We start from the raw sequence: 23431 nt of genomic DNA, 5'->3' as shown, positions 1-23431 counted from the left end.
TTGGGGCTCGTGCCGGCGGCAGCGGGTGGCGTGCACCCCCAGTCCACGACCACCCGCTCTGCTGCGGTCTTTCGACCGCGCGGTGCCGCCGGTTGCGATGGTCGCCCCGCCCGGACAGACCACCGCGAGTGGGCCGTGAACGGCCCAGAAACACCCCCGTCGCTCCCCAACTTCAGGAATCGCCGGATCCGTCATTGACGGTACGCGGCGAGGAAATGCACCGACAAGTAACGGGACTGTCGGCTCCCTCACACAATTGAAACAATTGAAATTAATCGAAATGCTGGAAGCTCGGCCACAGCTCGGTCCAGGTGCCCCTGAGGTCCCGGCAGACGAAGACGCGGGCTGCCTGCTCCTCGTTCTCCACGCCGTAACCGTTGTCGAGGTCGGCCTTGTGCTCACAGGACCCGAACGCGGTGGACCGGCCCGGGTCGCCCTGCGTCACGAGCACCACCACGGTCGCCGACGGCGGCGGCGGGCCCAGCCACCACAGCTCGTTCTGTCCACTGTAGACATCGGGCAGGCCGAGCGCCCGGCCGTAGCGGTCCAGGGCGCCGGCCTCTCCGTAGTTTCCGGTGAGCAGGATGGTGTTGGGCTTGTCCCCCGCCGGGAGGGCCTCGTAGACGCCGGCCACCTGCCGTACGTACCGCCGCCATCCGATCTGATCCGAGATGCCCTGGTTGATGGCGGGGATCGGGGTGCCGCCCACGACCCCGACCGGCAGCACCGGCAGCGAGGTCAGGATCGCGAAACCGGCGTTCACGGCCGCGCCGGCGACCAGGATCCAGCGGCGGGTGACGCGCCGCTCGACGGGCACCGTGCCGATCGCGAAGAGCGCGGCGAGCAGCCCGACCGTGTAGTACGGCTGGCCGGCCACGACGAACAGCAGCACCAGCATCAGCGGGTACGCCAGGGCGAACGCGCGGACCGGGCGCAGCGCGGGGTCGCGCAGCAGCGTCACGATCCCCGCGACCCACACCGGCACGAACAGCGGCCCCAGCCACGCCAGCTGCAGCGGGAGCAGGGTGATGCGGGCCTCCTCGCCATTGTTCTCGGCGAGGGCCGCCGCCATGTCCAGCTGCGGGTAGTCGTTGGCGATCTGGTACAGCAGGTTCGGCAGGCCGACGACGAGCGCGATGCCGAGCCCCGCCCACAGCCACCGCGACAGCAGCACCCTGCGCGGCCCCAGCACCAGCACCCCGGCCGCGAACGTCAGCAGCAGCAGGACGACCAGGTGCTTGTTGTACAGCGCCAGCCCGACCAGCAGGCCGGCGAGCAGCCAGTACCGCTCCCGGCCGCGCAGCATCGCGCGCATCACGCACAGGATGACCAGCAGCCACATCAGCAGATCCGGCGCGGCGGTGAGGCTGACGTGCGTGGCCACCAGGATGAATGTGGTCAGCACGCCGCTCGCGGCCAGGGTCTGCGCGACGGCGCCGCCGCCGGCCTCGCGGGCGAGCAGGGCGAGCAGGAACGCGGCGGCCACGATGTAGGCCACGCCGGGCAAGCGGATCGCCCACACCGTGTCGCCGAAGACCTCGACGCACAGCCGCAGCAGCAGCGGCGTGAACGGCGGCTGGTCGACGTAGCCCCACTTCGGGTGCGCGCCGACCATGCGGAAGTACAGCTCGTCGCGGTGGTAGTCGTAGCGGTTGATCGTCAGCAGGAGCGCGGCGGCGGCCGCAGCGGCCACCGCACCGACAGGTTTCCAGGCCAGCCGCTCGGTCACCGGCACAGGTTAGCTAAGCGTCGCGCTCCACGAAGGCCGCGAATGCCTTGAGGTTGTCGAGCGGCTCGCCGCGCTTGACCCGCCACTGCCACTCACGGCGGATCGCCGAGCCGAAGCCGATCTCCAGCATCGGGTCGAAGCTCTCGTCGGCGTAGGTCAGCACCGCGCCGAGGAGCCGGTCGAGCTCGTCCTCCGTCACCGCGTGCAGCGGCAGCCGGCCCATCAGGTACACGTCGCCGACCTGGTCGACGGAGAAGGCGACGCCGTACATGCGGGCGTTGCGCTGCAGCAGCCACTGCCACAGCTCCTCACGGCGCTCGTCGGGGTGGCGCATGACGAACGCCTCGACCCGCAGCGTGTGCTCGCCGACGATGAGGTTGCAGTTGGTCTTCTGCTTGTGGGTGCCGGGCAGCACCGCCACGTAGGAGCTCTCGCCGGTCTTCTCCCAGGCGATCTCGCGCTCGTCGCAGACCCGCTCGATCAGCTGCCGCACGTCCTGTGCCGTGGTCATGACATCACCGCCAGCAGCTCGGTGTCGCGGTGGGTGGTGAGCGCGTCGCGGTACGCGGCGAGCAGGCCGCTCGCGGTGTGGCTCCAGGAGAACTCGTGGGCGTGCCGCACGGCACCCGCCGACAGCTCGAGCCGCCGGGCGGGATGGCCGAGCAGGTCGCCGAGGACCGCGGCCCAGTCGGCCGGGCGGTGGGTGTCCACCAGGATCCCGGACACGCCGTCGCGCACGGCGGTGACCAGGCCACCGACGGCCGCGGCGACGACCGGGGTGCCGCACGCCTGCGCCTCGATCGCGACGAGGCCGAACGACTCGTTGTAGCTCGGCACCGCCACCAGGTCCACGGCGCGGAACAGCTCCGCCAGGTCCTCGCGCGGCTGCGGGGGAAGGAACCGCACGCAGTCGGCGAGGCCCAGCTCGGCGGCGAGGTCCATGAGCGCCGTCGGCCGGTCCAGGCCCGAGCCGCTCGGCCCGCCGCAGATCGCCACGATGAGCTTCGCGCCCAGCTCCGGGTCGCGGGCGCGCAGTTCGGCGGCGGCGCGCAGCAGCACGTCGGGGGCCTTCAGCGGCTGGATGCGGCCGGCGAACGCCACCACCAGCGCGTCCTCGGGCAGGCCGAACTTCGCGCGGTTGCGGGTCTGCGACGGCGTGAACGTGTCCAGGTCGACGCCGGGCGGCACCACGCTGACCCGGCGCGGGTCGGCGGCGTACAGCTCGATCAGGTCGGCGGCCTCGGCCGGGGTGTTGGCGACCAGGCCGTCGGCCGCGGCGACGACCTGCTCCTCGCCGATGACGCGGGCGATCGGCTCGGGCTTGTCACCGTCGGCCAGCAGCTGGTTCTTCACCTTCGCCAGGGTGTGCGCGGTGTGCACCAGCGGCACGCCCCAGCGGTCCTTCGCCAGCCAGCCGACCTGACCGGACAACCAGTAGTGGGAGTGCACGAGGTCGTACCAACCGGGCGCCCGGGACGCCTCGGCCCGCAGCACGCCGGTGGTGAACGCGCACAGCTGCGCCGGCAGGTCCTCCTTCGCCAGGCCCTCGAACGGCCCGGCGATGACGTGGCGCACGAGCACGCCCGGCGCCATCTCCACCACCGGCGGCAGCTCGCTGCAGGTGGCCCTGGTGAAGACCTCCACCTCAACGCCGGCCCGGGCGAGGCGCTCGGCGACCTCGACGATGTACACGTTCATGCCGCCGGCGTCGCCGGTGCCCGGCTGGTCGAGCGGCGAGGTGTGCACGGACAGCGTCGCGACCCTCCGGGGAAGCGAACGACGGGACTGCGGGGTGTGCCTGTGCAGCGAGTCGACCCGCGCCACGTCGGTGCTCCTTCATCTGTTGCCGGACGGTTACATCTTCCCAACCGTCCATGTTCCCTCGCGGGCGGCCATCTACCCACCGTTGCGTTGGTCACTGCGCCCCGCGGGGTTTGCGGCAGGATTGACCTCATGTCTTCTCCCATCGCCGTTGTGACCGGGGCCTCCAGTGGCATCGGTGCTGCCACCGCCCACCGGCTCGCCAAGGAGGGCTTCCACGTCGTCGCGGTGGCGCGCCGCGCCGACCGGCTCGACGCCCTCGTCGCGGCCCTGCCCTCGGCGACCGCGGTTGTGGCCGACATCACCTCCGATGCGGACATTGCACGGCTTGTCGACACGGTGTCCGGCCTCGGCGGCCCGGTCGAGCTGCTGGTCAACAACGCCGGCGGCGCGATCGGCGCGGAGACCGTCGAGGAGGCCGACCTCAGCGACTGGCAGTGGATGTTCGAGGTCAACGTCCTGGGCACCGTCCGGGTCACCAAGGCACTCCTGCCCCTGCTGTCCGAATCGGGCCGGGCGACCATCGTCGTGATCAGCTCCACCGCGGGTCTCATCGTGTACGAGGGCGGCGGCGGCTACACGGCGGCGAAGCACGCGCAGACGGCGGTCGCCGAGACACTGCGCCTGGAGCTCAACGGCCGCCCCATCCGCGTGGTGGAGATCGACCCCGGCATGGTGAAGACCGACGAGTTCGCCCTCAAGCGCTTCGAGGGCGACGCGGAGAAGGCCGCGGCCGTCTACCGGGGCGTCGAGTTCCCGCTGGTCGCCGACGACATCGCCGACTGCGTCGCGTGGACCGCGACCCGGCCGCACCACGTCAACATCGACCGGCTCGTCGTCCGCCCGCTCGCCCAGGCCGCCCAGCACAAGGTGCACCGGGTGCAGTGATGCGGCCGATCGGCGCCATCACGCGGGGCACCACCAACCCCAACCGGCTCCGGCGGGTCGACAACTGGATCGTGGCGACCCTCGGCGCGGTGCTGGCCCGCGCCGAGGCGCCGCTGGTCGTCGACCTCGGCTACGGCGCCTCGCCGATCACCACCCTGGAGCTGCACCGCCGGCTCGGCCCCGGCATCCGGGTCGTCGGCCTGGAGATCGACCCGGCGCGGGTCGCGGTCGCCCAGCCCTTCGCCGACCCGCCCGCGCTGGAGTTCCGCCGGGGCGGCTTCGAGCTGGCCGGGCTCGCCCCGACGGTCGTGCGCGCGTTCAACGTGCTGCGCCAGTACGACCTCGACGCCGTCCCCGCCGCCTGGTCGGCGATGACCGCGACCGGTGCGGTCCTCGTCGAGGGCACCTGCGACGAGCTCGGCCGGCTGGCGTCCTGGGTCACCGTCGAGGCCGGCGCGCCGCGGACCCTGACCCTGGCCAGCCGGCTGTCCACGTTGGACACCCCGGCGACCCTGGCCGAGCGGCTGCCGAAGTGCCTCATCCACCACAACGTGCCCGGGCAACCGATCCACGCCCTGCTGTCCACACTGGACACCGCGTGGCGGGCCGCGGCGCCGCTGTCGGCGTTCGGCCCGCGGCAGCGCTGGCGGCGCACGGTCGAGGCGACCCGGGACGCCGGCTGGCCGGTCCTGGACCGCCCGGCCCGCTGGCGGCTCGGCGAGCTGACGGTGCCCTACTCCTGCCTGTTGTAGAGCTTTTTCAGAGCGAGCAGTTCACCAGGACGGGCTCGGGGTGCAGCTCGACGCCGAACTTCGCCCGCACCCCCGCCTGGATCTCGCGGGCCAGGCCCAGCAGGGCGGCCGTGGTGCCGGTGCCGCGGTTGGTCAGCGCCAGGGTGTGCTTGCCCGACAGGGCCACGCCGGTGCCCGGGGCGCCGTAGCCCTTGCTGAAGCCGGCCCGCTCGATGAGCCACGCCGCGCTGAGCTTGACCATGCCGTCCTGGGCCGGCCAGGCGGGGGGTTCGCCGGCGGTGGCACGTACCGTGGCGACCGCATCGGCGGCAACGACCGGGTTGGTGAAGAAGGAGCCCACCGAGAACGTGTCGCGGTCGGTGGGGTCCAGGACCATCCCCTTGCCGGCGCGCAGCTTCAGCACCGCGGCCCGGACCTCGTCGAGCGGCGCGGCCGCCCCCTGCTCCACCCCGAGCGTGCGGGCGAGCTCGGCATACCGGACCGGCGTCGACAGCGGCGACCCGGCGAGCGCGAACGTCACCGAAAGCACCACGAACCGGTCGTTGTGCTTGAACACACTCGTGCGGTACGCGAACCCGCACGCGCCCGCCGGCATGGTGACCACCTCGTCGCGGACCCGGTCGTAGACCCGCACCGCGGTGATGGTCTCGGCGACCTCCTGGCCGTACGCGCCGACGTTCTGGATCGGGGTCGCGCCCGCCGAACCCGGAATGCCCGACAGCGACTCGATCCCGGACCAGCCGTTGGCGACCGCGGTCGCCACCACGTCGTCCCACGGGTGCCCGGCCGCGACAGTCAGATGCACGACCCCGCCGGCCTGGGTCTGCGCCTCGATCCCGCGCTGGCGCAGCAGCACCACGGTGCCCGGGAACCCCTCGTCGGCGACGACGACGTTGCTGCCACCAGCGAGGATGAGAAGGTCGTCGCTGCCGCGCACCGCGGCCACCGCCTCCTCATCCGAGGTCACCTCGACCAGATGATCGGCAGGGCCGCCGAGACGCAGCGTGGTGAGCTCGGCAAGGGTGGACACTGGCGTGGCTGCTTCGGACACCGCACCAGAGTAAGGCGTGCCCTAATGTTGGACCTGCAGCGTCCGGACCGGGAGAGGGATCGTCGATGAGCAAGCCGCAGCTCACCAAGGAGTTCTGGCTGACCGCGCTGCGCACCGAGGGCGACGCGTTCCGCGCCGCGCTCGGCGCCGTCCCGCTGGACGCCCCGGTGCCCACCTGCCCCGGCTGGCAGCTGCGCGACCTCGCCTGGCACCTCACGCAGATCTACGTCTGGGTCAACGGCGTCGTCCCGCGCGGCGTCACCGACCGCCCCGACCCGCGCCCCGACGAGCCCCTGCCCGCCGGCGTCGACCCCGTGGTCGCCTGGACCGACGCCTTCACGGAGCTGGTCGCCACCCTGGACGCCGTCGACCCCGACCTGCCCGCGTTCAACTGGGCGCCACAGGCGAAGAAGGCCTCCTTCTGGCACCGCCGCATGGCCCACGAGACCGCCGTGCACCGCTGGGACGCCCAGATGGCCGGCGGCCTCAGCGAGCCCATCGAGCCGAAGCTGGCCAGCGACGGCGTCACCGAGGTCCTGGACAGCTGGCTCCCCGCCGGCCGCCGCAGCGGCCCGACCAACCGGGCCGGCATGATCGCCCTGCACGCCACCGACGTCGACCACATCTGGTATGTCCGCCTCCGCGGCGCCGGGGTCGCCCTGCTGGACACCGACACCCTGCTGGACACCGACAACCACCACGAGCGCGCCACCGCCAGCGGCCCGGCCAGCGACCTGGTGCTGGCGCTGTATGGGCGGGTCGCCTTCGACACGCTGCTCGTCAGCGGCGACACCAGCCTCCTGGAAGGCCTGCGCACCGGCTGACGGCGGCGCTGTCTGTCATTGGTCCGCGGCCTTCGGCGCCGGTCGCGGTCCCGTCCGTGGGCTTTCCCGGCCACCGCTCGTCCGCGGACGCTGCACCCGCCTCGTTCGTCACCGCCCGCTTGACCCTGCCTGTCGCTACACGCGGACGAGCTTGTCGGCGGGCTCGGCGGGCTTGTCGACCGGCAGGCCGAACAGCTTCCGGGTGAGCAGGGTGCTGCCGGCGACCGCGGCCGGCACGACCAGCACCGCGGCGAACGGGATCAGCAGGATCACGAAGACGGGCATGCCGAAGCCGAGCGCCAGCGGGCGGTTGGCGCGCAGCATGGCCCGGCGTTCTTTGAGCCGCAGGCCGCGCCGGTTGAACGGCACGCCGGTCAGCTCGACCGCGAGCAGCCACCCGCCCACGACGGCGTCGAGGACCGGGACAACCGTCTGCCCGAGGACCGGCACGAAGCCCAGCAGGAACAGCGGCACCGCCACCACGATCCCCAGCACGATCAACCTGATCGAGTCGGCGGCGTTCTTCAGGATGGTGCGGTACCAGGGCAGATCGCTCATCCCGGGCGTGCCGCCGAGCCGCTCCTCGATCCGCTCCGAGATGACCTCGTAGAACGGATCCCCGATGAGCAGCGTCAACGCCGTGTACGTCAGCACCGACACCAGCGCCGACACGATCACGATCCCCGCGCCGGCGCCGAACCTGGTGAGCCCCCGCCACGGCGACCCCCAGTCGTCGGCGAACCAGGTCACCGTCGCCGACAGGTCCCGGATGAACCACAGCAGGAAGAACCAGGCGGTGCCGAGCAGCAGGAACGAGATGACCGCCGGGACCAGACCGAGGACGAGGAGGCGGGAGCTCCGGCCGTACATGGCGAATCCCCGGCCGAGCAGCCGCGCCCCTTCGGCAAACTCCGCCCACATCGTCTTCAACGCCGCCACCCCGCCATCTTTCACGACCCCGGAGGCCTGAGGTAACAGGCTCCCGGGATCGTGCGCTAGACGGTGTGCAAGTGAGCGCCGGCCCCATACAGGTCGGGCTCGCGGGTCAGCACCGGCCATCCGGTGGCGGCCGACTCCCAGACGGCGTGCCGGGCCGCGAGGGATCCGGTCTGGACGCCGAGTTGCTTGGCGGCGGCCTCGCCGAGCGGCAGCACGAGCATCGACGTCGACCAGAGCAAGGGGTCCCAAGCAGTTGAGCGAATGCCTGCCCGCTCGCTGGCCTCGATCATCGCCCCGACGGGGAACCCCAGGGGCATTTCGCCGCAGTCGGCGCGCGACCACAGCTCGAGCAGTGGGTCATAGGCATCAAACAGGGCAACTATCGCGCTCGCGTCGAGAACGAACATCAGGCCGCCTGTCCGCGGCGCTCGGCGATGGACTGCTGCGCCCGGGCGATCAGTTCGTCGACCTGGCGTTTGACCTCGGGCGACGCCTCCGGCACCCGGTCAGGCCCCCACAGCTGCCGCAGCAGTGCCTTGCCGGCGCCGGGCGTGTGGGGTGGCAGCGCCGGGCTGTCCTCGGACGTGTCCATTTCGTCAGAATACCGTGGCATGGCCTCCCCCGATCGAGCTTCGCTGATGCTCATGAGCCAGTATAGGGCCATGTGCGCATAGGACGGCAAGCGGACAAGATCGGCGGGCTATCTACGGTTGTCGCATGATCGACCGGAGTTCGGATCGGCCGCTGTACCAGCAGCTGGCGGACCTGCTGCGTGAGCAAATCAAGTCGGGGGTGCTGGCGCCCGGGGCGTTCGTGCCGTCGGAGAGCAGCCTCATGCAGGAGTACGCGCTGGGGCGGCCCGCCGTCCGCAACGCGGTGTCGGTGCTGCGGCAGGAAGGGCTGGTCGTGTCGGCCCGGGGAGCGCGGACGCAGGTGCGGCCGGCGCCGCAGCGGGAGGTCGTCGAGCTGCGCACCGGCGACGAGGTGATCGGGCGGATGCCGACCGATCCGGAGCGGCGGGACCTGGGGATCGACCCGGGCGAGCCGATCCTGGAGGTGACCCGGGCGGACGGGCAGAGGTTGATCCTGCCCGCCGGCGCCCATCACCTGAAGGTCGCCCGCTGAGCCCGGCCCGCACGCGCTGAAGCGCCGGCCGGGTCAGTTCGTGAGGCGGACCGCACGCGCTGAAGCGCCGGTCAGTCCGTACGGCGGACCCGTACGCGCCGAAGGGCGGCCGGTCAGTCGGTGAGGCGGACCCGCACGCGGCGGTTGGCCTTGCCCTTGCTTTCAACCTTGACGACCTGCATGCGGCCGATCTGTGCGGTCGAGGCGACATGCGTCCCGCCGTCCGCCTGGGCGTCCAGGCCGACGATGTCGACGATGCGGATCTCCTGCTCGTCGGGCGGGATCAGGTTGGACTGGGTGCGGATGATGTCGGGCAGGGCGAGCGCCTCGTCGCGGGCGAGGACCTTGGTCACGACCTTGCGGTCGGCGACGACCTCGGCGTTGATGAGCTCCTCGAGCCTGGCCTTGAAGTCGGCCGGCACCTCGGGCAGGTTGAAGTCCATGCGGGCCTCGGCGGGCTCCATCGAGCCGCCGGTGACGAGGGCGCCGAAGTCGCGGAACACCACACCGCCCAGGACGTGCAGGCCGGAGTGGGTGCGCATCAGCTTGGTGCGGCGGTCGTCCTCGACGGCGCCGATGACCTCGGTGCCGGCAGGCGGGAGCGGGTCGCCCTCGGCGGGCAGGAGGTAGAGGTCGTCGCCCTTGCGGGTCCCGGTGATCCGGGTCTGGACCCCCTGCCACAGCAGCACCCCGTGGTCCGGGGGCTGACCGCCGCCGCCGGGATAGAAGGCGGAGCGGTCGAGCACGATGCCGTCGGCATCGGCGTTCAGGACGACGCACGTCCACTCGCGCAGGCTCGGGTCGGCGAGGTCGAGGCGGGCGGTCCTGCCGTGTTGCGTGACACCCATGCCGGAGACTTTATGCCGGTCCGGCCCAGCGGCGCAGCGCGGTCATGGTCCGATCCTCCCAAGCAGGTCGTCGCGAAGTGCCCATCCGTTGGACAGACGCGCGACGGGACACCCCTGATACGCGGCGCGGGTCACCCGTTCGGTCAAAACCGCAGCGGCAGAGTCAAAACCGAAGCAGCAAACCGGACGAACCGGCCCGGTCAGTTCAAGAACGACGAGATCCGGCCGCGCAGGTCGGCCCGCTGGGTCCACACGACGCCGGGGCGGTCGTAGATGTGCAGCTCGGCGTCGGGGAGGGACTCGGCGAGCTGCTCGGCGACGGTGACCGGGTGCAGGTCGTCGCCCCGGGCGCCGATGACGAGGCACTTCGCGGTGACCTTGGCGAGGTCGGCGCGGTCCTCGACGGCGACCTGGGCGGGCAGGTTGCCGAGGCCGGCCGCGAGCCCGTCGCGCATCAGCTGGTCGAGCCGCTGGCGCAGGAACGCCCACACCGGCGGCGAGTTGCGCACCTGGGCCGGGACCTCCAGGGAGATCACGTCGGCGACGGCGGCGGCATCGCCGGCCTCGATCGCCTCGAGCAGCGCGGTGAGGCGCTCCTGCGCGGCGGCGGGCCGGGCCGTGTCGAGCACGGCGGGCAGGAAGAACACGGCGCGCTCGAAGCGACCCGGGTTGTCGGCCAGCAGCCGGCAGAGCGCGCCGGCGCCGAGGCTGACGCCCAGGGCTCGGGTGGCGCCGGACAGGTCGGCGACGGCGCGCAGGTCGCGGGCGAGGTCGGCGTAGGTCCACACGCCCCCCGGCGAGGCGGAGTGCCCGTGCCCGCGGAACTGGAAGAACACCTTGCGGCCGGCGACGGCGCTGCCCAGCGGGCGGGTCTCGGCGATGCCGCTGCCGAGCCCGTGGGCGAAGACGGTGACGGGGTCACCGTCGCCGGTGACGAGCCACTCCAGCTCGACACCGTGCGGGGTGGCGACCTGCTCGGTCGGCGGCGCGGGAAGGGTCGGCCGGCCGGTCTGCGGCCCGCGGGTCACGGGTGGGCGGAACCGGTCGGGCCTGCCGTCGGGCGGCGGCGGCCAGCGGAAATCCATCAACGGACCGCCATCACCACGAACCGTGGCCGTCAACCGCGTCGCGCAGCGCGGGTCTGATGTCGAGCAGGTACACGGCGAAGATCCCCGCGGCGATCAGCAGGAAAATGCTCAGATAGCCCAGGCGCAGCTGCGGCGCCAGGGCGGTGAGCAGTAGACCGCCGCCGGTCATGGCCAGCCAGACGGTCTTGGACATCGTGCCGATCGCGGCGAACGCGTCGGCGCGCTGGACGAGACAGTGCAGCACCGCCGCGGCGCCGAGCACCAGGCAGAAGATCCACACCGCCAGGTCGATGTAGAGCTCGACCCGTTCGTAGAACATCGGCACCGCAGTCACCATCCCACGAGCTTATTCCGAAGCCCCCCGGCCCGTGCGAGACGGTGCCGGAGGGCCTCCGACAAAACTCCCAGCCGAACTCCCAGCCGAACTCCTGACAAACTCCCCGGCTACTTCTTCGCGGCCGCGGTCTTCTTCGCCGCAGCCCGCTTGGTGGGCGTCGCGGCAGCGGGCGTCGCGGCAGCGGGCGGCACGGTCGACACCGCGGCCTCCGGCTTCGGCACGACGGCCGGCGCCACGTCGGCCGGCGTCGGGGTGACGGCGACCTCGGCGGTCACGGTCTGGGTGGCCGGCTCGATCTCGATCTTCGCCTCGGTGGTGCGGCCGCCGGCGACGACCTTCTCGCCGCGGTGGACCAGCTCGGTGTAGACGGCGACGGCCCGGTCCTGGGCGACCTGCGCGCCGGCCTGGGCGTTGGCCAGGATCGACTCGGCGTTGCGCCGGGCGGCGCCGCGCAGCCGGTCCAGGTCCGCGCGCAGATTCACGTCAGTGACGGCCGGGCGCAGGTCCTCGACCCGGGCCCGCAGCTGGGCGACCTGCGCGGGCAGCTTGCGCAGCTGCTCGTAGGCGAGGTCACCGGCGCCGGCCGCGGCGATGAGCGGCGTGGGGATCTTGCGGGTGGTGGTGCTGGTGGTCATGGCGACTCCTCTGACTTCGTCGTCGGTGCCGGATCGGCGTCGAGCCCCGCCCCCGAGGCGACGGCGTCCGGGTCCTGGCGCGCGTTCTCGCGCCGGAAGGTTTCGTAGATCTGGGTAAGGGACTGCTTCTGGGCCACGGTGAGCTCACTGTCCGCAGCGATCGCGGCCAGCACGTCGTGCCCTTCGCGCTCGAGCAGGCCGGCTCGCAGGTACATCAGCGGGGTCGACACCCGCAGTGCACCGGCGATCTGCGCGAGCACCTCGGCGCTCGGTTTACGCAGGCCACGCTCGATCTGACTGAGATACGGGTTGCTGACCCCGGCCTGCTCGGCGAGCTGGCGGAGCGAGATGCGCGCGTTACGGCGCAGGTCACGAATGAACCCACCCAGGTCGCGCGGCTCTTCAGTCACGTCACCGACGGTAGCTCGCTCTGCTAACTCTTGCAAGCAAAACGCTTGCAGCAGCTAGCGTGAAGCGGGTCACCAGACGCTGCGGACCTGGCCTACCCGCGCGCCGCCACCCGAAACCGGCATGTCGGCGTGTCGGCCCAGTGAGACGCCGAGCCGGGCCAGCGCCGCCCCGAGCACCGGCAGCCGCGGGCGCATCGCGCCGTCGTCGATCTTCAGCGCCACCGCGCCGGCGCCCGGCAGGGCTGCTGCCAGTACACCTTCCGCGCCACCCTTCACGAGCAGCCCGGGGAACGCCCGCATGAGATGCGTGTCGTGCCCGTCGGCGTCGGTGCCGGAGACCAGGTCCGGGTGGGCTCGCATGGCGTCCGCGACCCGGCGCGGGGCGGTGCCCGGCTCGGCGGTCACCAGGCGCAGGAACGCCGCCGCCAGCCCGCGCAGCGACACCGCGAGCAGCGGCGCGCCGCACCCGTCGACGCCGACCGCGGCGGGCGGCTCGCCGGCGAGCGACTCGACCGCCTGCCGGATCGCCACCTGCACGGGGTGGGCGGGGTCGAGGTACCCGGCGAGGGGCCAGCCGTTCGCCGCGCAGGTGCGCAGCATCCCGGCGTGCTTGCCGGAGCAGTTCATGAACAGCGGCTGCCGCAGCTCACCCGCCCTGACCACGGCGTCGCGGGCGTCGTCGGACAGCGGGTAGTCCGGCGGGCAGCCGAGCGCGGCGGGCGGGACGTCGGCGAGGACCCCGCGGACCGCCTCGATGTGGACCGGCTGACCGCGGTGGCTGGCCGAGATGATCGCCAGCTCCGCGGGCGTGGCGACGAGGCCGGCCGCCAGCATCCCGGCGGCCTGCATCGGCTTGTTGGACGAGCGCGGGAAGACCGGGCCGAGCACGTCACCGGCCCACGCCGTGACCTCGCCGCGGGCGTCCAGGACCACCACGGAGCCGCTGTGCCGGCTCTCCACGAACCCGCTGCGCACGACCTCGGCGAGCGGCTCGCCACCCAGGTACAGGTCACTCACCGCGGATTCCGAGCAGCGTGCGGGCCTCGGCCGGGGTCATCGGAGGGCGCTGGGCGAGCCTGGCGAAGGCGGAGGCCCGCGCGACCAGCTGCGCGTTGCTCTCCACCGGCACGCCCTTGGCGTAGGTGACGGTGTCCTCCATGCCGACCCGCAGGTGCCCGCCCGCGGACAGCGACGCGAGCATGACCGGCAGCGTGCCGCGGCCGATGCCGGTGGCCGAGAACGTGGTCCCCTCCGGCAGGTCGCGCATCGCCTGTACGCAGGCGACGAGGGCCTCGGCGGTGCCGGGCATCCCACCGAGGACGTTCATGACGAGGTCGAGGTGGACGTGACCGCCGAAGGGCAGGCCGTGCCGGTCGAGCAGGCGGCGCAGCGCGGTCAGCTGGCCGAGGTCGAAGATCTCGTACTCGGGGACGATCCCGCGGTCGCGCATGCGCGTGTGCAGCTCGACGATGAACGACCACCGGTTGAGGAACACGTCGTCGCCGAAGTTGACCGTGCCCATCGTGCAGGAGGCCATGTCGGGCTCGGCGTCCAGGACGCGCAGCCGGTCCTCTTCCGGGTCGGTGACCGCGCCGCCGCTGGAGAGCTGGACGATCAGGTCGGTCTCGGCCCGCAGCGCGGCGACGGCCTCCTTGAGCCGCCCCAGGTCCAGGGTCGGCTCGGCGGCGTCGTCGCGCAGGTGTACGTGGATGACGCTCGCCCCGACCGCCTGGCACTCCTTGCCGGTCGTGACGAGCTCCTCCAGGGTGACCGGCAGGGCTGGCACGTCGGACTTGCGGGACTCGGCGCCGGTGGGCGCAACCGTGATCAACGTCGTTGTTGTCATGGCTCTTTCTACAGCGGGTCGATCGCGGCGGTGGACGGGCCCACCTGCAATTGACCGCCGTCGTCGGCCCGCACGTTCTGCCGGAGCACCGCGAGCGCGATCTGGCCGAGCTCGTAGTGGCGCACGGCGGTGCCGACGAACCCGACCGCCCGGCCGTCCCTGACGACCTCGGTGTGCGGCGCGGGCAGCTCGTCGGTGGCGATGCCGTCGAGGTGCAGCAGCACCAGCCTGCGCGGCGGGCGGCCCAGGTGGTGCACCCGGGAGACCGTCTCCTGGCCCCGGTAGCAGCCCTTCTCCAGGTGCACTGCGTGCGCCGTCCACCCGACCTCCGCCGGAAGGGTCTTGTGGTCGGTCTCGAAGCCGAAGCGCGGCCGCCGCGCCGCGACCCGCATCGCCTCATAGGCCCAGATGCCGGCGAGCGGCAGCCCCGCGGCGGCGACCACGTCGGGCACCGCGGCCCGCGGCACCAGCAGGTCGGCACCACCCTCGACCCGCCGGACGAGGCCGTCGAAGCCGGGCAGCGCCGCGGCCGCGTAGCGGGCGGTGGGGCGGCTCGGCACGGCCCCGGTGGCGAACTTCGCCGGCGGCACCGGCACGACGTCGGCCGGCGCGAGCGGGCCCGCGCCGAGGGCGCCGAGCGCCTCGTCGGTGTGCGGGCCGACGATCGACAGCACCGCCCGGTCCGCGGTCACGCCGGCGGGCTCGACCCGCATCATGAAGCGCATCCGCTCCAGGAACGTCAGCAGTCCCGCGCCCGCGCCGGGCTCCAGGTCCAGCCAGGTGGTGGTGCCGTCGTCCAGCAGCACCGCGTGGTGCTCGACGTGCCCGTGCGGCGACAGGACGAGCAGCTCGGAGCCGGTCATCGGGGGCAGCCCGGTCAGGTGCTGGGTGGTGAGACTGTGCAGCCAGGTGAGCCGGTCCTCGCCCGGCACCGCGAGGACGTCGCGGTGGCCGCGGTCGACCAGCCCGGCCTCGGTGTCGAGGATCTTCTGCTCGCGGCTCGGGTCGCCATAGTGCGCGACCGCCCCGGCGTCGACCGACGACGGATCGATGGACCCCACGCTGACGGGCTTCACGGGTTACTCCTCTTCGGTGCCGCAGTTGCCGCACACGCCGAACAGGGCCACGTGGCCGATGTCGAGGCGGAAACCGCGGGTGGTGCGCAGGTCCTCGGCGAGGCCCTCGAGCGTGGGTGACGGCAGCTCCTGCACGTCGCCGCAGCCCCGGCACACCAGGTGGGCGTGCTGGTGCTCGCCGAGCGGGTGATAGGTGGGTGCGCCGTGCGACAGGTGCGCGTGCGTCACCAGCTGCAGCTCCTCCAGGAGCTCCAGCGTGCGGTAGACGGTGGTGATGTTGACGCCGGCGGCGCGCTCGCTGACGTCGGCGTGGATCTGGTCGGGCGTCGCGTGGCGCAGCCGGTACACCGATTCCAGCACCAGCTGCCGAGGCGCGGTCAGCCGCAGCCCCCGCGACCGGAGCACCGCGGCCAGATCATCGAAACCCACGACATTCAGGGTAGCCCGGAGCCGGAAATCCTTCCCAGGCCCCGAGCCCCCTTCCTAGCCCGCGACCCGCTCCAGCCGGGCGGACAGGTGCGGCTGCAGCGGCTGGCCGACGGCGGCGAGGTCGAACGCGTAGAGCAGCGCGCCCTCGACGATGCCGTAGAGCCGCTGGGCGCCGCGGACCTCCTTCGCGGTCGAGGTGCGCACCACCGCGTCCGTGGCCATCTGCCACTGCGTGGTGCCCTTCGCCTGCCCGATGTAGAGCTCCATGATCCCGGTCGGCTGGCTGAGCAGGACCTCGACCTCGTCGGTCGCCTTGCCGTCCTGGAGCACCGGCCGCCACCAGCCGGTCTCCCGGTTGCTGGGCTTGATCGGGTTGCCGTCGACGTCGATCACCCACGCCCGCGACTCGTAGAACAGGAACGGCCGGCCGTCGTGGCTGAACCGGATCTCCTGTGCGTAATGGAAGCCCTCGATCGTCGGGTAGTCGCCCTGGCCGCGCCCGCGCCACACCCCGACCAGCGGCAGCAGGCCGAGCAGCGCGGGGTGGAGGTCCGGGCCGACCCTCAGGTCGTGCGTCTCCTCATACGGGTACTCCCCGACCTGCGCCAACCCCGCCCACGGCGGCTGTACGTCCGTCACCAACGCCCCCTCGAGACCCTCACCGCGAGATAGATCAGGCCGCCGGCCAGTGCGCCCATGGCGGCGACCAGCAGACTCACGAACCCGATCTCGGTAACCATCGCCCGAATCTTATGCTGCGAGACATGGGACGCTCGCTGGTCATCAAGACAACCGCCGGAGCGGACGCGCCGGAGCGCTGCTCGCAGGCGTTCACCGTGGCCGCCACCGCCGTCGCCGGCGGGGTGCCCACCTCGCTGTGGCTGACCGGGGAATCGGCGTGGTTCGCGCTGCCGGGCCGGGCCGCCGAGTTCGAGCTGCCGCACGCGGCGCCTCTCGTCGACCTGCTGGAGGCCCTCCTGGTGGGTGGCACGGTGACCCTGTGCACCCAGTGTGCGGCCCGCCGGGGCATCGGCCCCGACGACGTCATGCCCGGCGTGCGCATCGCCGGCGCGGCCGTCTTCGTCGAGGAGGCGCTGCGGGAGGGCGCGCAGGCGCTGGTGTACTGACTCAGCACCCAGCGGTCGAGGTGATGCGCAGCGCGTCGCCCTCGGTCCGCAGGGCGACCCCGGCCTCGCCGGCGCGGTAGGCGAACAGCTTCGGCTCGTCGAGGATCACCGCCGTGGCCGGCACCGTGCCACGGGCCGCGGCGCCGTCGCCGCCGGTGACCGCCTCGACGGTCCACAGCGTGCCGCCGCCGGGGCAGGTCAGCCGGTGGGTGCGCCACTGCGACGCGGTCTGCCGCAGGGTGTCGAGGACCGCCTGGACGGGGGCCCGGTTGGCGTTCTGCGACTGCGGGGTCGCCTCCTGCACGGGGGCGTCCTGCACCCGGCAGCCCGTGTCGGCGGTGAACCGCACCTGCCCCGGCTGCACCACGGCGCCGCGCAGGGTGACGAAGTCACCGGCGTCCGCGGTCAGCAGGTGGGTGTTCGGGCCGCTCACCAGATGGGTCTTGTACGCCGGGGGCAACGCCGCCTGCACCCGATCCAGGACGGCGGGCTCGGTGTCCTTCTTGACGTACACCAGCAGCACCCGCTCGAACCGGGTACCCTCGCGCGCCGAGGTGACCCGGCAGCTGCTGTCGGTGCGGGTGTACCCGCCGAGCGCCGCGACGGAGGTGGCCGGGTCGAGCGCGGCGGCGACGCGGGCGAGCGCCCCGTCGACCACCGGCAGGCCGTCGGCGATCGTGGTCTGGTCGCGCGACGTCGGCGGGTCGTTGCGCGAGGAGTAGTAGGCGAGCCCGGCGATGACGAGGGCCCAGGCGATCACCCCGGCGACGATCCAGCGACGCTTCACGGCCGCCATCCTCGCAACCCGCGGCAACGACGCCGCCCTCCGGGGTTGGGCCCGGAGGGCGGCATCACAAACTCGCTCCGGGGTTGGGCCCGGAGGGCGGCATCACGCGCGCACCCCGGGGTGTGCCCGGGATACGGCGTGCCATGTGCGCTCCGGGGGTGACCCGGAATGCGGCGTCAGGCGACCGCGACCGCGATCTCGTTGATGCCCCGGTCGGCGGCGACGGTGGCGTCGCCGTTGCCCTGGCGGGACAGGGCGCGCAGCGTCCAGTTGCCGGGCGCGGCGAAGAACCGGAACTGCCCGGCCGGCGAGGTCACGACCTCGGCGGTGAACTCGCCGGTCGAGTCCAGCAGGCGCACGTACGCGCCGCCGACCGGACCGTCGCCGGAGCTGACCACGCCCGTGATGACGGTTTCCTTCTCGACGTCCACGGAGGCCGGGATCGGCGCGCTCTGCTCGGGTGCGCCGCAGCTGTCAACAGCACTCATGATGATCTGCCTTTCACGCGTTGCCGGGCTCGTCGCCCACGGCGACGGGGACACCGACGAGGGAGCCGTACTCGGTCCAGGAACCGTCGTAGTTGCGCACGTCGCTGTGCCCGAGGATCTCCTTGAGCACGAACCAGGTGTGCGAGGAGCGCTCGCCGATGCGGCAGTACGCGATCGTCGCCTTGCTGTCGTCGAGACCGGCGGCGGCGTACAGCTCGCGCAGCTCCTCGTCGGACTTGAACGTGCCGTCCTCGTTGGCGGCCTTGCTCCACGGCACCGACACGGCGGTCGGGATGTGGCCCGGACGCTGCGCCTGCTCCTGCGGCAGGTGCGCGGGGGCGAGGAGGCGGCCGGCGAACTCGTCGGGCGAGCGGACGTCGACCAGGTTCTGCACGCCGATCGCCTTGACGGCGTCATCGCGGAACGCGCGGATCGACAGGTCCTGGTCGTGCGCGGCCACATAGCTGGTCGCCGGGCGGATGACCTCGTCCTTGGTCAGCGGGCGCCCGTCGAGCTCCCACTTCTTGCGGCCGCCGTCGAGCAGCTTGACGTCGCCGTGGCCGTACAGCTTGAAGTACCAGTACGCGTACGCGGCGAACCAGTTGTTGTTGCCGCCGTAGAGCACGACGGTGTCGTCGTTGCCGATGCCCTTGCTGGACAGCAGGGCCTCGAACTGCTCCTTGTTGACGAAGTCCCGGCGGACCTGGTCCTGCAGCTCGGTCTTCCAGTTGATTTTGACGGCACCGTCGATGTGACCGGCGTCGTAGGCGGCGGTGTCCTCGTCGACCTCGACGAAGACCACGTTGTCGGCACCGATGTTCTGCTCGGCCCAGTCGGCCGTGACCAGGGCGCTCTCGCGACTCATGAGTGTTTTCTCTCCCAGGGAACGATTGGGGTGGGTCGAGTCGACACACGGGTCGGGGTGTGCACCACGCCGCGCGCGACCCGAGGGGACGGATCACGGTTTCGGCGATGGGTCTGGTGTCGTGCCGCGGACTTGAAGAATCGCCCGCCAGACCCATCGGTCTGGGGCGCCGCTGCCTCGAGCCGTTAGAAGAGCACGCTGCAGGGCCGCACCATCAGGGGCGGCAACACAGGCAGGTGGCCACGCGGCACAGGTCGACCGCGCGCCGTCTGGTGAGCAGCATGCTCATGGTCAGGCAGCCTAGCACCGTGTAACCGCCCGGCCCAGGGTCCGCTCGGTCACTGTCCCGCGGAGGGTGGTTACTGACCGGTCAGGAGGACGTCCTTGGCGGAGGCGATGACCAGCAGCCCCGCGTCGGTGGTCTCCGCCGAGTTGATCACCAGGTTGTAGGGCAGGCCGGGAAGCCTGACGGTGACCTGGAGGCGGCTCTTGTTGGCCTGGATGAAGTCGTTGACGAACTTCGGCAGGTTGCCCTGGTCGGTGGTGACCGACTCGAGCTTGAGCCGGACCTTGCCGGCCTCGACGACCATGTTGCCGTTGGCGATGATCGTCACCTTGAATCCCTGGTACTGGAACGGGATGCGCAGCTCGATCTTGTTGTTGACGACCTTCACGTCGACGGCGGAGGGGTCCACCCCCTGCGGCAGGTTGGTGAACTCGAGCAACTTACGGACGTTGTCCCAGGTCATGGCGGCGCGGCCGGTGACCTCGCCGGCGACGACCTCGCCCGTGCCGTTCATCAGGTCGCGGGCGTCGGCCTTGACGCTCTTGGCGTCGACGGTGAGGGTCTCGAGCTTCACGTTCTCGATCTGCGGCCTGGTCAGCGCGATCGTGATCTTCTCGTACTTCCCGGCGAGCACCTGGGTCAGGAACGGGAAGCCGGCGATCTTCACCGCGGGGCCGGCCTCGTAGGTGACGGAGTTGGCCGCGAGTTGCTTGCGGGTCTCGTCGGCGATGCGGTCCCGTGCGGTGCTCGCCGCGACACGGTCCGCAACGAAGAGCACGCCGACCAGGATGACGGCCAGCACGACCAGGACGATGCCGATCTTGGCTCCTCGACTCGCCGCCACGGCGCTCCTTCCTGATCCTGTGGGTGTTTTGCGGGACGTACCCAGTCATCAGGATTTCCTACCCTGGCAACCCGCCGCGCGGCCGGGGGCTACAACAGCAGCAGGGTGCTGGCGACGTAGGCGGCCGGCGCGGCGAAGGCGAAGGCGCCGAGCGGCCCCTGGATGTGCCGGGCCAGGTACAGGGCAGGCTCGTCACCGGCGATGACCCGGCTGGCCTCGGCGTAGCCGACGGACAGGTCGACCATGACCGCGACGATCGCGGTGGCCAGCCCGGCGAGGGCGCTGTACAGCGGAGAAATGCCTTCGAGCAGGTTGCCGATGACGCCGGCGGCGGCCGTGCCGACCATCGCGCCGAGGACGACGCCGGCGCCGCCGCGCGGCACCTGAGGCGCGATGCGGGGCAGCGCGACGATCGCGTCGGTGAGCCGGGCGACGAGGATCGCGATGCCGGCCGCGGCAAGACACGCGACGATCGCCTGGGTGCCGCGCGGGATCCGGCCGAGGACGATCAGGCTGGCGAAGGCCACCACACCGAGGGTGACCACCAGCGACGAGCCGAGCGACTCGGTGACCCGCTGCCGGCCGGCGGGGCGGGTGAGCTGGCCGACCACGCCGACGATGAACCCGGCGGCGGTGACGTACGCCAACGGTGCGAGGGACGCCGGACGGGTGAGGACGGCGGCGACGTCGGTGCCGATCGCGACCGCGAGGCCGACGGCGCCGACGACGCGCGGGGCGGGCGGGCCGCTGGCGATCACCCAGACCCCGACGAACAGCACCTGGACCCCGAAGATCACCACGGCGTAGGACTCGTGCGTGGTCTGCGCGCCGACGACCAGGCCGACGGTCAGCAGGGCGGCGAAGCCCGCGATGCCGAGCGAGACCATCCGCCGTACCGGGGGCCATATCTCCGATTTGTCGGAGATTCCCGAATCGTCGACCTCCTCGCGGCGCCGGCGACGGGGCGCCTGATCGGCGGCCGGGGGCCAGGCGCCGTGATCCTCGGCGGAGGGCGGGGTAGCGGGCACGCCCCGATGGTGCCAGAACGTCCCCGGGACGGGCAGCACCGGGCCGAGGAAACCGGGCGGGTCGACGGCGGAAGGGGCGGGTGTGGCTCACCCGACTGTCTCTATCTGGATTCCGGCTGGCCGCAAAACGTGAATACTCAGATATTCTGCTGCTGGGATATACCCACAACCCCTCCCGTCAGAGTGGCCGGGACGTAACCAAGCCGCCGCCCTGTCCCAGGGGCGCCACAGCGCCCACTGCGAGAGGTGCGCCGCGGCCACGGAGGTGACTCGTGGAGATTCTGCTGCTGACCGCGGCTCCCGCGGGCCAGGTGGTCCTGCCCGGCCTGGACCTGCTGCCCCACACGGTGCGCACCGCCCCCCGTGACGTCCGCACACTGGTGAGCGGACCGAGCCCAGACGCCGTTATCGTCGATGCCCGCGCCGAGCTGGCCGACGCCCGCGCGACTTGCCGCATGCTGCACGCCACCGGCCTCGGCGTCCCGCTGCTGGCGGTCGTCACCGAGGCGGGCCTCGTCGCCCTGCACGCCGACTGGGGCCTCGACGACGTCATCCTGGCCAGCGCCGGCCCCGCCGAGATCGAGGCCCGCCTGCGCCTCGCCGTCGGCCGGCTCAACTCGGCCGCCGCCGCGAGCGGCGGCATGATCAAGGCCGGCGAGCTGACGATCGACCCCGACACCTACGCGGCGAAGCTCAAGGGCCGCCCGCTCGACCTCACGTACAAGGAGTTCGAGCTGCTCAAGTTCCTGGCCCAGCACCCCGGCCGGGTCTTCACCCGCGACCAGCTGCTGCGCGAGGTCTGGGGCTACGACTACTTCGGCGGCACCCGCACGGTCGACGTGCACGTCCGGCGCCTGCGCGCGAAGCTCGGCTCGGAGTACGAGTCGATGATCGGCACGGTGCGCCAGGTCGGGTACAAGTTCGTGGTCCCGCCGTCCCGCCCGCTGCACGAGTCCGAGCCGGTAAGGGTCTGACCTAGACTTCACCCGTGACCGTCGAGCGCCTGGACCATCTTTCCGCCCCGCAGATCGACCAGGTGCTCGCGCTGAGCCAGGCCGCCGGCGACACCGACGGCGCGCTGCCGCTGTCCGAGCACGTCGTGCTGCACCTGCGGCACGGCGGCGAGGCCCAGGCGGTCCACCTGCTGGCGCGCGACGCCGGCGGCACGGTCGTGGGCTACGCGCACGTCGACACGACCGACGCGGTCGCGGGCGCCTCGGCCGAGCTGGTGGTGCATCCGCAGCACCGGCGCCACGGGGCCGGGCGCGCCCTGGCCACCGCGGCGATCGCGGTCGCCGACGAGCGCGCCGGCGGCCGGCTGCGGCTGTGGGCGCACGGCGACCACCCGTCGGCCTCGGCGCTGGCGGTCGGCCTCGGCTTCGACCGCGCGCGGGTGCTGCTGCAGCTGCGGCGGTCGCTGTACGCGCCGCTGGACGAGGTCGTGCTGCCCGAGGGCGTGACCCTGCGCGCGTTCCGGCCGGGCGAGGACGACGACGCCTGGCTGGCGGTCAACGCGGCCGCGTTCGCCGACCACCCAGAGCAGGGCAAGTGGACCCTGGACGACCTGCGCGTGCGGCTGCGGGAGCCGTGGTTCGACCCGGAGGGATTCCTGCTGGCGTTCCGCGGCGACGACCTCGTCGGCTTCCACTGGACCAAGATCCACGGTGATGTCGAGGACCACGCGCACGAGCCCATCGGCGAGGTGTACGTGCTGGGCGTCGCACCCGGCGCGCACGGCGGCGGCCTGGGCCGGGCGCTGACCCTGGCCGGCCTGTGGCACCTGCGCTCGCGCGGGCTCGCGCAGGTCATGCTCTACGTTGACGAGGACAACCGGCGGGCGGTGGCGCTGTACCAGCGGCTCGGCTTCGTGCGCTGGACCAACGACGTGAGCTTCCAGCGGGCGGCCGATCCCGTCACGGCCCCGACCGGCCCACATTGATCTTGCTCGGTTGATCGAAGTCGCGCCGTGGTCGTCCGGATGGCCGGGACGCGACTTCGATCACCACGGTGGTCCGGCCGGCGCGACCGCGACCACCGGATGCCGACGCGCGCGAGGCCGCCGCACGCCGGCACAGGCAGTGCCAACGGCAACGAGCATGGTGGAGTTCCGGGGCGCGGCCGATCCGGTCGCGGCCGCCCTCGCCGTGCCCGCCGCCCTCGCGGCCGAGGACACCACCGTCCGTGCCGCGCTGCAGGAGCTGCGCGCCC

At 72.3% G+C, this 23431-nt stretch carries 30 protein-coding genes and 1 pseudogene; 7 read left to right on the top strand and 24 right to left on the bottom strand.

Translation table 11 applies throughout. The features are described 5' to 3' along the window. Nucleotides 1–271 precede the first annotated feature (271 nt). From AB0H83_RS40585 to mshA, 3 genes are read right to left on the bottom strand one after another with little or no spacing between them, the layout of a single operon-like run. Nucleotides 272–1729, bottom strand: a complete 1458-nt coding sequence (locus AB0H83_RS40585; RefSeq protein WP_360105287.1) for a glycosyltransferase family 39 protein — start codon at nt 1727–1729, stop codon at nt 272–274. 13 nt (nt 1730–1742) lie between these two features. Next, nucleotides 1743–2240 carry a YbjN domain-containing protein gene (locus AB0H83_RS40580; RefSeq protein ID WP_360105284.1) on the bottom strand — a complete coding sequence of 166 codons (498 nt, stop codon included), beginning with the start codon at nt 2238–2240 and terminating at the stop codon, nt 1743–1745. Then, nucleotides 2237–3553, bottom strand: coding sequence for a D-inositol-3-phosphate glycosyltransferase (mshA, locus tag AB0H83_RS40575; RefSeq protein ID WP_360105281.1), 1317 nt, complete (start codon nt 3551–3553; stop codon nt 2237–2239). Before mshA ends, AB0H83_RS40580 begins: the two co-directional genes overlap by 4 nt. Before the next feature lie 129 nt (nt 3554–3682). On the opposite strand from mshA, the gene AB0H83_RS40570 reads away from it, so the two are divergent. Together AB0H83_RS40570 and AB0H83_RS40565 are read left to right on the top strand one after the other, a co-directional pair. Beyond that, nucleotides 3683–4438, top strand: a complete 756-nt coding sequence (locus AB0H83_RS40570) for an SDR family oxidoreductase (protein ID WP_360105278.1) — start codon at nt 3683–3685, stop codon at nt 4436–4438. Next, nucleotides 4438–5190: a class I SAM-dependent methyltransferase gene (locus AB0H83_RS40565; protein ID WP_360105391.1), complete on the top strand. Its 753-nt coding sequence runs from the start codon at nt 4438–4440 to the stop codon at nt 5188–5190. The genes AB0H83_RS40570 and AB0H83_RS40565 overlap by 1 nt, the downstream gene beginning before the upstream one ends. A gap of 7 nt (nt 5191–5197) precedes the next feature. On the opposite strand, the gene AB0H83_RS40560 is transcribed toward AB0H83_RS40565, so the two are convergent. Then, nucleotides 5198–6241 carry a UDP-N-acetylmuramate dehydrogenase gene (locus AB0H83_RS40560; RefSeq protein ID WP_360105275.1) on the bottom strand — a complete coding sequence of 348 codons (1044 nt, stop codon included), beginning with the start codon at nt 6239–6241 and terminating at the stop codon, nt 5198–5200. 65 nt (nt 6242–6306) lie between these two features. On the opposite strand from AB0H83_RS40560, the gene AB0H83_RS40555 reads away from it, so the two are divergent. After that, on the top strand, nt 6307–7065 hold the full coding sequence (locus tag AB0H83_RS40555) for a maleylpyruvate isomerase family mycothiol-dependent enzyme (protein ID WP_360105272.1): 759 nt from the start codon (nt 6307–6309) through the stop codon (nt 7063–7065). A 135-nt stretch (nt 7066–7200) separates the two neighbouring features. Here the strand turns inward: AB0H83_RS40555 and AB0H83_RS40550 are convergent, their stop codons facing one another. The 3 genes from AB0H83_RS40550 to AB0H83_RS40540 are packed head-to-tail and all read right to left on the bottom strand — an operon-like array spanning nt 7201 to nt 8596. Beyond that, nucleotides 7201–8004: an EI24 domain-containing protein gene (locus AB0H83_RS40550; protein ID WP_360105269.1), complete on the bottom strand. Its 804-nt coding sequence runs from the start codon at nt 8002–8004 to the stop codon at nt 7201–7203. Nucleotides 8005–8060: 56 nt separating this feature from the next. Continuing rightward, nucleotides 8061–8411, bottom strand: a complete 351-nt coding sequence (locus AB0H83_RS40545) for a hypothetical protein (RefSeq protein WP_360105267.1) — start codon at nt 8409–8411, stop codon at nt 8061–8063. Beyond that, nucleotides 8411–8596: a hypothetical protein gene (locus AB0H83_RS40540; protein ID WP_360105264.1), complete on the bottom strand. Its 186-nt coding sequence runs from the start codon at nt 8594–8596 to the stop codon at nt 8411–8413. The genes AB0H83_RS40545 and AB0H83_RS40540 overlap by 1 nt, the downstream gene beginning before the upstream one ends. Before the next feature lie 125 nt (nt 8597–8721). Here AB0H83_RS40540 and AB0H83_RS40535 point away from each other — a divergent pair, with 125 nt between their 5' ends. Then, complete coding sequence (locus tag AB0H83_RS40535; RefSeq protein WP_360105261.1) at nt 8722–9129, top strand: GntR family transcriptional regulator; 408 nt, start codon at nt 8722–8724, stop codon at nt 9127–9129. Nucleotides 9130–9242: 113 nt separating this feature from the next. Here AB0H83_RS40535 and AB0H83_RS40530 read toward each other — a convergent pair whose 3' ends face one another. The 11 genes and pseudogenes from AB0H83_RS40530 to mtfM all read right to left on the bottom strand — a co-directional run bounded on the left by AB0H83_RS40530 (nt 9243) and on the right by mtfM (nt 16538). Further along, nucleotides 9243–9977 carry an alanyl-tRNA editing protein gene (locus tag AB0H83_RS40530; protein ID WP_360105258.1) on the bottom strand — a complete coding sequence of 245 codons (735 nt, stop codon included), beginning with the start codon at nt 9975–9977 and terminating at the stop codon, nt 9243–9245. Nucleotides 9978–10177: 200 nt separating this feature from the next. Then, nucleotides 10178–11065 (bottom strand): alpha/beta hydrolase, encoded by an 888-nt coding sequence (locus tag AB0H83_RS40525; RefSeq protein WP_360105255.1) that lies wholly within the window; start codon nt 11063–11065, stop codon nt 10178–10180. 10 nt (nt 11066–11075) lie between these two features. Further along, nucleotides 11076–11402 (bottom strand): DUF2516 family protein, encoded by a 327-nt coding sequence (locus AB0H83_RS40520; RefSeq protein ID WP_360105252.1) that lies wholly within the window; start codon nt 11400–11402, stop codon nt 11076–11078. Between the two features lie 107 nt (nt 11403–11509). Beyond that, entirely contained in the window at nt 11510–12037 is a 528-nt protein-coding gene (locus AB0H83_RS40515; RefSeq protein WP_360105249.1) for a hypothetical protein, read from the bottom strand. A gap of 77 nt (nt 12038–12114) precedes the next feature. After that, a pseudogene (locus tag AB0H83_RS40510) lies at nt 12115–12447 on the bottom strand (helix-turn-helix transcriptional regulator); the annotation flags it as partial. A gap of 69 nt (nt 12448–12516) precedes the next feature. Continuing rightward, on the bottom strand, nt 12517–13464 hold the full coding sequence (locus AB0H83_RS40505; protein WP_360105246.1) for an asparaginase: 948 nt from the start codon (nt 13462–13464) through the stop codon (nt 12517–12519). Then, nucleotides 13457–14293 (bottom strand): 3-keto-5-aminohexanoate cleavage protein, encoded by an 837-nt coding sequence (locus AB0H83_RS40500; protein WP_360105243.1) that lies wholly within the window; start codon nt 14291–14293, stop codon nt 13457–13459. Before AB0H83_RS40500 ends, AB0H83_RS40505 begins: the two co-directional genes overlap by 8 nt. Before the next feature lie 8 nt (nt 14294–14301). Next, nucleotides 14302–15369, bottom strand: a complete 1068-nt coding sequence (locus AB0H83_RS40495) for a folate-binding protein (RefSeq protein WP_360105240.1) — start codon at nt 15367–15369, stop codon at nt 14302–14304. 3 nt (nt 15370–15372) lie between these two features. Beyond that, a complete protein-coding gene (locus tag AB0H83_RS40490) occupies nt 15373–15798 on the bottom strand; it encodes a transcriptional repressor (protein ID WP_360105237.1) in 426 nt (141 codons plus the stop codon). Nucleotides 15799–15852: 54 nt separating this feature from the next. Beyond that, nucleotides 15853–16437 (bottom strand): FABP family protein, encoded by a 585-nt coding sequence (locus AB0H83_RS40485; RefSeq protein ID WP_360105235.1) that lies wholly within the window; start codon nt 16435–16437, stop codon nt 15853–15855. After that, the gene (mtfM, locus tag AB0H83_RS40480) at nt 16434–16538 is read right to left on the bottom strand and encodes a small membrane protein MtfM (protein WP_360105232.1); all 105 of its coding nucleotides are present in this window, start codon (nt 16536–16538) and stop codon (nt 16434–16436) included. Before mtfM ends, AB0H83_RS40485 begins: the two co-directional genes overlap by 4 nt. Before the next feature lie 12 nt (nt 16539–16550). On the opposite strand from mtfM, the gene AB0H83_RS40475 reads away from it, so the two are divergent. Beyond that, entirely contained in the window at nt 16551–16925 is a 375-nt protein-coding gene (locus AB0H83_RS40475; RefSeq protein ID WP_360105229.1) for a DsrE family protein, read from the top strand. A gap of 1 nt (nt 16926) precedes the next feature. Here AB0H83_RS40475 and AB0H83_RS40470 read toward each other — a convergent pair whose 3' ends face one another. From AB0H83_RS40470 to AB0H83_RS40445, 6 genes are all read right to left on the bottom strand, one after another. Beyond that, nucleotides 16927–17712 carry a hypothetical protein gene (locus AB0H83_RS40470; RefSeq protein WP_360105226.1) on the bottom strand — a complete coding sequence of 262 codons (786 nt, stop codon included), beginning with the start codon at nt 17710–17712 and terminating at the stop codon, nt 16927–16929. A 176-nt stretch (nt 17713–17888) separates the two neighbouring features. Further along, nucleotides 17889–18200, bottom strand: a complete 312-nt coding sequence (locus tag AB0H83_RS40465) for a DUF1416 domain-containing protein (protein ID WP_360105223.1) — start codon at nt 18198–18200, stop codon at nt 17889–17891. Between the two features lie 13 nt (nt 18201–18213). Next, complete coding sequence (locus tag AB0H83_RS40460) at nt 18214–19065, bottom strand: sulfurtransferase (protein WP_360105220.1); 852 nt, start codon at nt 19063–19065, stop codon at nt 18214–18216. A 214-nt stretch (nt 19066–19279) separates the two neighbouring features. After that, a complete protein-coding gene (locus AB0H83_RS40455) occupies nt 19280–19354 on the bottom strand; it encodes an Ms5788A family Cys-rich leader peptide (protein ID WP_345006453.1) in 75 nt (24 codons plus the stop codon). A 70-nt stretch (nt 19355–19424) separates the two neighbouring features. Beyond that, nucleotides 19425–20195, bottom strand: coding sequence for a DUF2993 domain-containing protein (locus AB0H83_RS40450; protein ID WP_360105217.1), 771 nt, complete (start codon nt 20193–20195; stop codon nt 19425–19427). Between the two features lie 89 nt (nt 20196–20284). Next, nucleotides 20285–21223, bottom strand: a complete 939-nt coding sequence (locus AB0H83_RS40445; RefSeq protein ID WP_360105214.1) for a hypothetical protein — start codon at nt 21221–21223, stop codon at nt 20285–20287. A gap of 272 nt (nt 21224–21495) precedes the next feature. Here AB0H83_RS40445 and AB0H83_RS40440 point away from each other — a divergent pair, with 272 nt between their 5' ends. Next, nucleotides 21496–22197: a response regulator transcription factor gene (locus tag AB0H83_RS40440; RefSeq protein ID WP_360105211.1), complete on the top strand. Its 702-nt coding sequence runs from the start codon at nt 21496–21498 to the stop codon at nt 22195–22197. 14 nt (nt 22198–22211) lie between these two features. Further along, nucleotides 22212–23162, top strand: a complete 951-nt coding sequence (gene mshD, locus AB0H83_RS40435) for a mycothiol synthase (protein WP_360105208.1) — start codon at nt 22212–22214, stop codon at nt 23160–23162. The last annotated feature ends 269 nt before the right edge of the window (nt 23163–23431 follow it).

The organism is Dactylosporangium sp. NPDC050688, from assembly GCF_040654515.1.
In the GTDB taxonomy this organism is placed as follows: domain Bacteria; phylum Actinomycetota; class Actinomycetes; order Mycobacteriales; family Micromonosporaceae; genus Dactylosporangium.
Note: the sequence above shows the minus strand (reverse complement) of the source record. Positions and strands in the feature narration are given on the sequence as shown.

What these genes read in the sequence shown, in the direction of transcription:
- AB0H83_RS40580 (WP_360105284.1), bottom strand. Translation starts at nt 2,240, where the DNA reads ATGACCACGGCACAGGACGTGCGGCAGCTGATCGAGCGGGTCTGCGAC.
- AB0H83_RS40570 (WP_360105278.1), top strand. Translation starts at nt 3,683, where the DNA reads ATGTCTTCTCCCATCGCCGTTGTGACCGGGGCCTCCAGTGGCATCGGT.
- AB0H83_RS40565 (WP_360105391.1), top strand. Translation starts at nt 4,438, where the DNA reads ATGCGGCCGATCGGCGCCATCACGCGGGGCACCACCAACCCCAACCGG.
- AB0H83_RS40555 (WP_360105272.1), top strand. Translation starts at nt 6,307, where the DNA reads ATGAGCAAGCCGCAGCTCACCAAGGAGTTCTGGCTGACCGCGCTGCGC.
- AB0H83_RS40545 (WP_360105267.1), bottom strand. Translation starts at nt 8,411, where the DNA reads ATGTTCGTTCTCGACGCGAGCGCGATAGTTGCCCTGTTTGATGCCTAT.
- AB0H83_RS40540 (WP_360105264.1), bottom strand. Translation starts at nt 8,596, where the DNA reads ATGGACACGTCCGAGGACAGCCCGGCGCTGCCACCCCACACGCCCGGC.
- AB0H83_RS40535 (WP_360105261.1), top strand. Translation starts at nt 8,722, where the DNA reads ATGATCGACCGGAGTTCGGATCGGCCGCTGTACCAGCAGCTGGCGGAC.
- AB0H83_RS40530 (WP_360105258.1), bottom strand. Translation starts at nt 9,977, where the DNA reads ATGGGTGTCACGCAACACGGCAGGACCGCCCGCCTCGACCTCGCCGAC.
- AB0H83_RS40520 (WP_360105252.1), bottom strand. Translation starts at nt 11,402, where the DNA reads ATGGTGACTGCGGTGCCGATGTTCTACGAACGGGTCGAGCTCTACATC.
- AB0H83_RS40515 (WP_360105249.1), bottom strand. Translation starts at nt 12,037, where the DNA reads ATGACCACCAGCACCACCACCCGCAAGATCCCCACGCCGCTCATCGCC.
- AB0H83_RS40500 (WP_360105243.1), bottom strand. Translation starts at nt 14,293, where the DNA reads ATGACAACAACGACGTTGATCACGGTTGCGCCCACCGGCGCCGAGTCC.
- mtfM (WP_360105232.1), bottom strand. Translation starts at nt 16,538, where the DNA reads ATGGTTACCGAGATCGGGTTCGTGAGTCTGCTGGTCGCCGCCATGGGC.
- AB0H83_RS40475 (WP_360105229.1), top strand. Translation starts at nt 16,551, where the DNA reads ATGCTGCGAGACATGGGACGCTCGCTGGTCATCAAGACAACCGCCGGA.
- AB0H83_RS40465 (WP_360105223.1), bottom strand. Translation starts at nt 18,200, where the DNA reads ATGAGTGCTGTTGACAGCTGCGGCGCACCCGAGCAGAGCGCGCCGATC.
- AB0H83_RS40460 (WP_360105220.1), bottom strand. Translation starts at nt 19,065, where the DNA reads ATGAGTCGCGAGAGCGCCCTGGTCACGGCCGACTGGGCCGAGCAGAAC.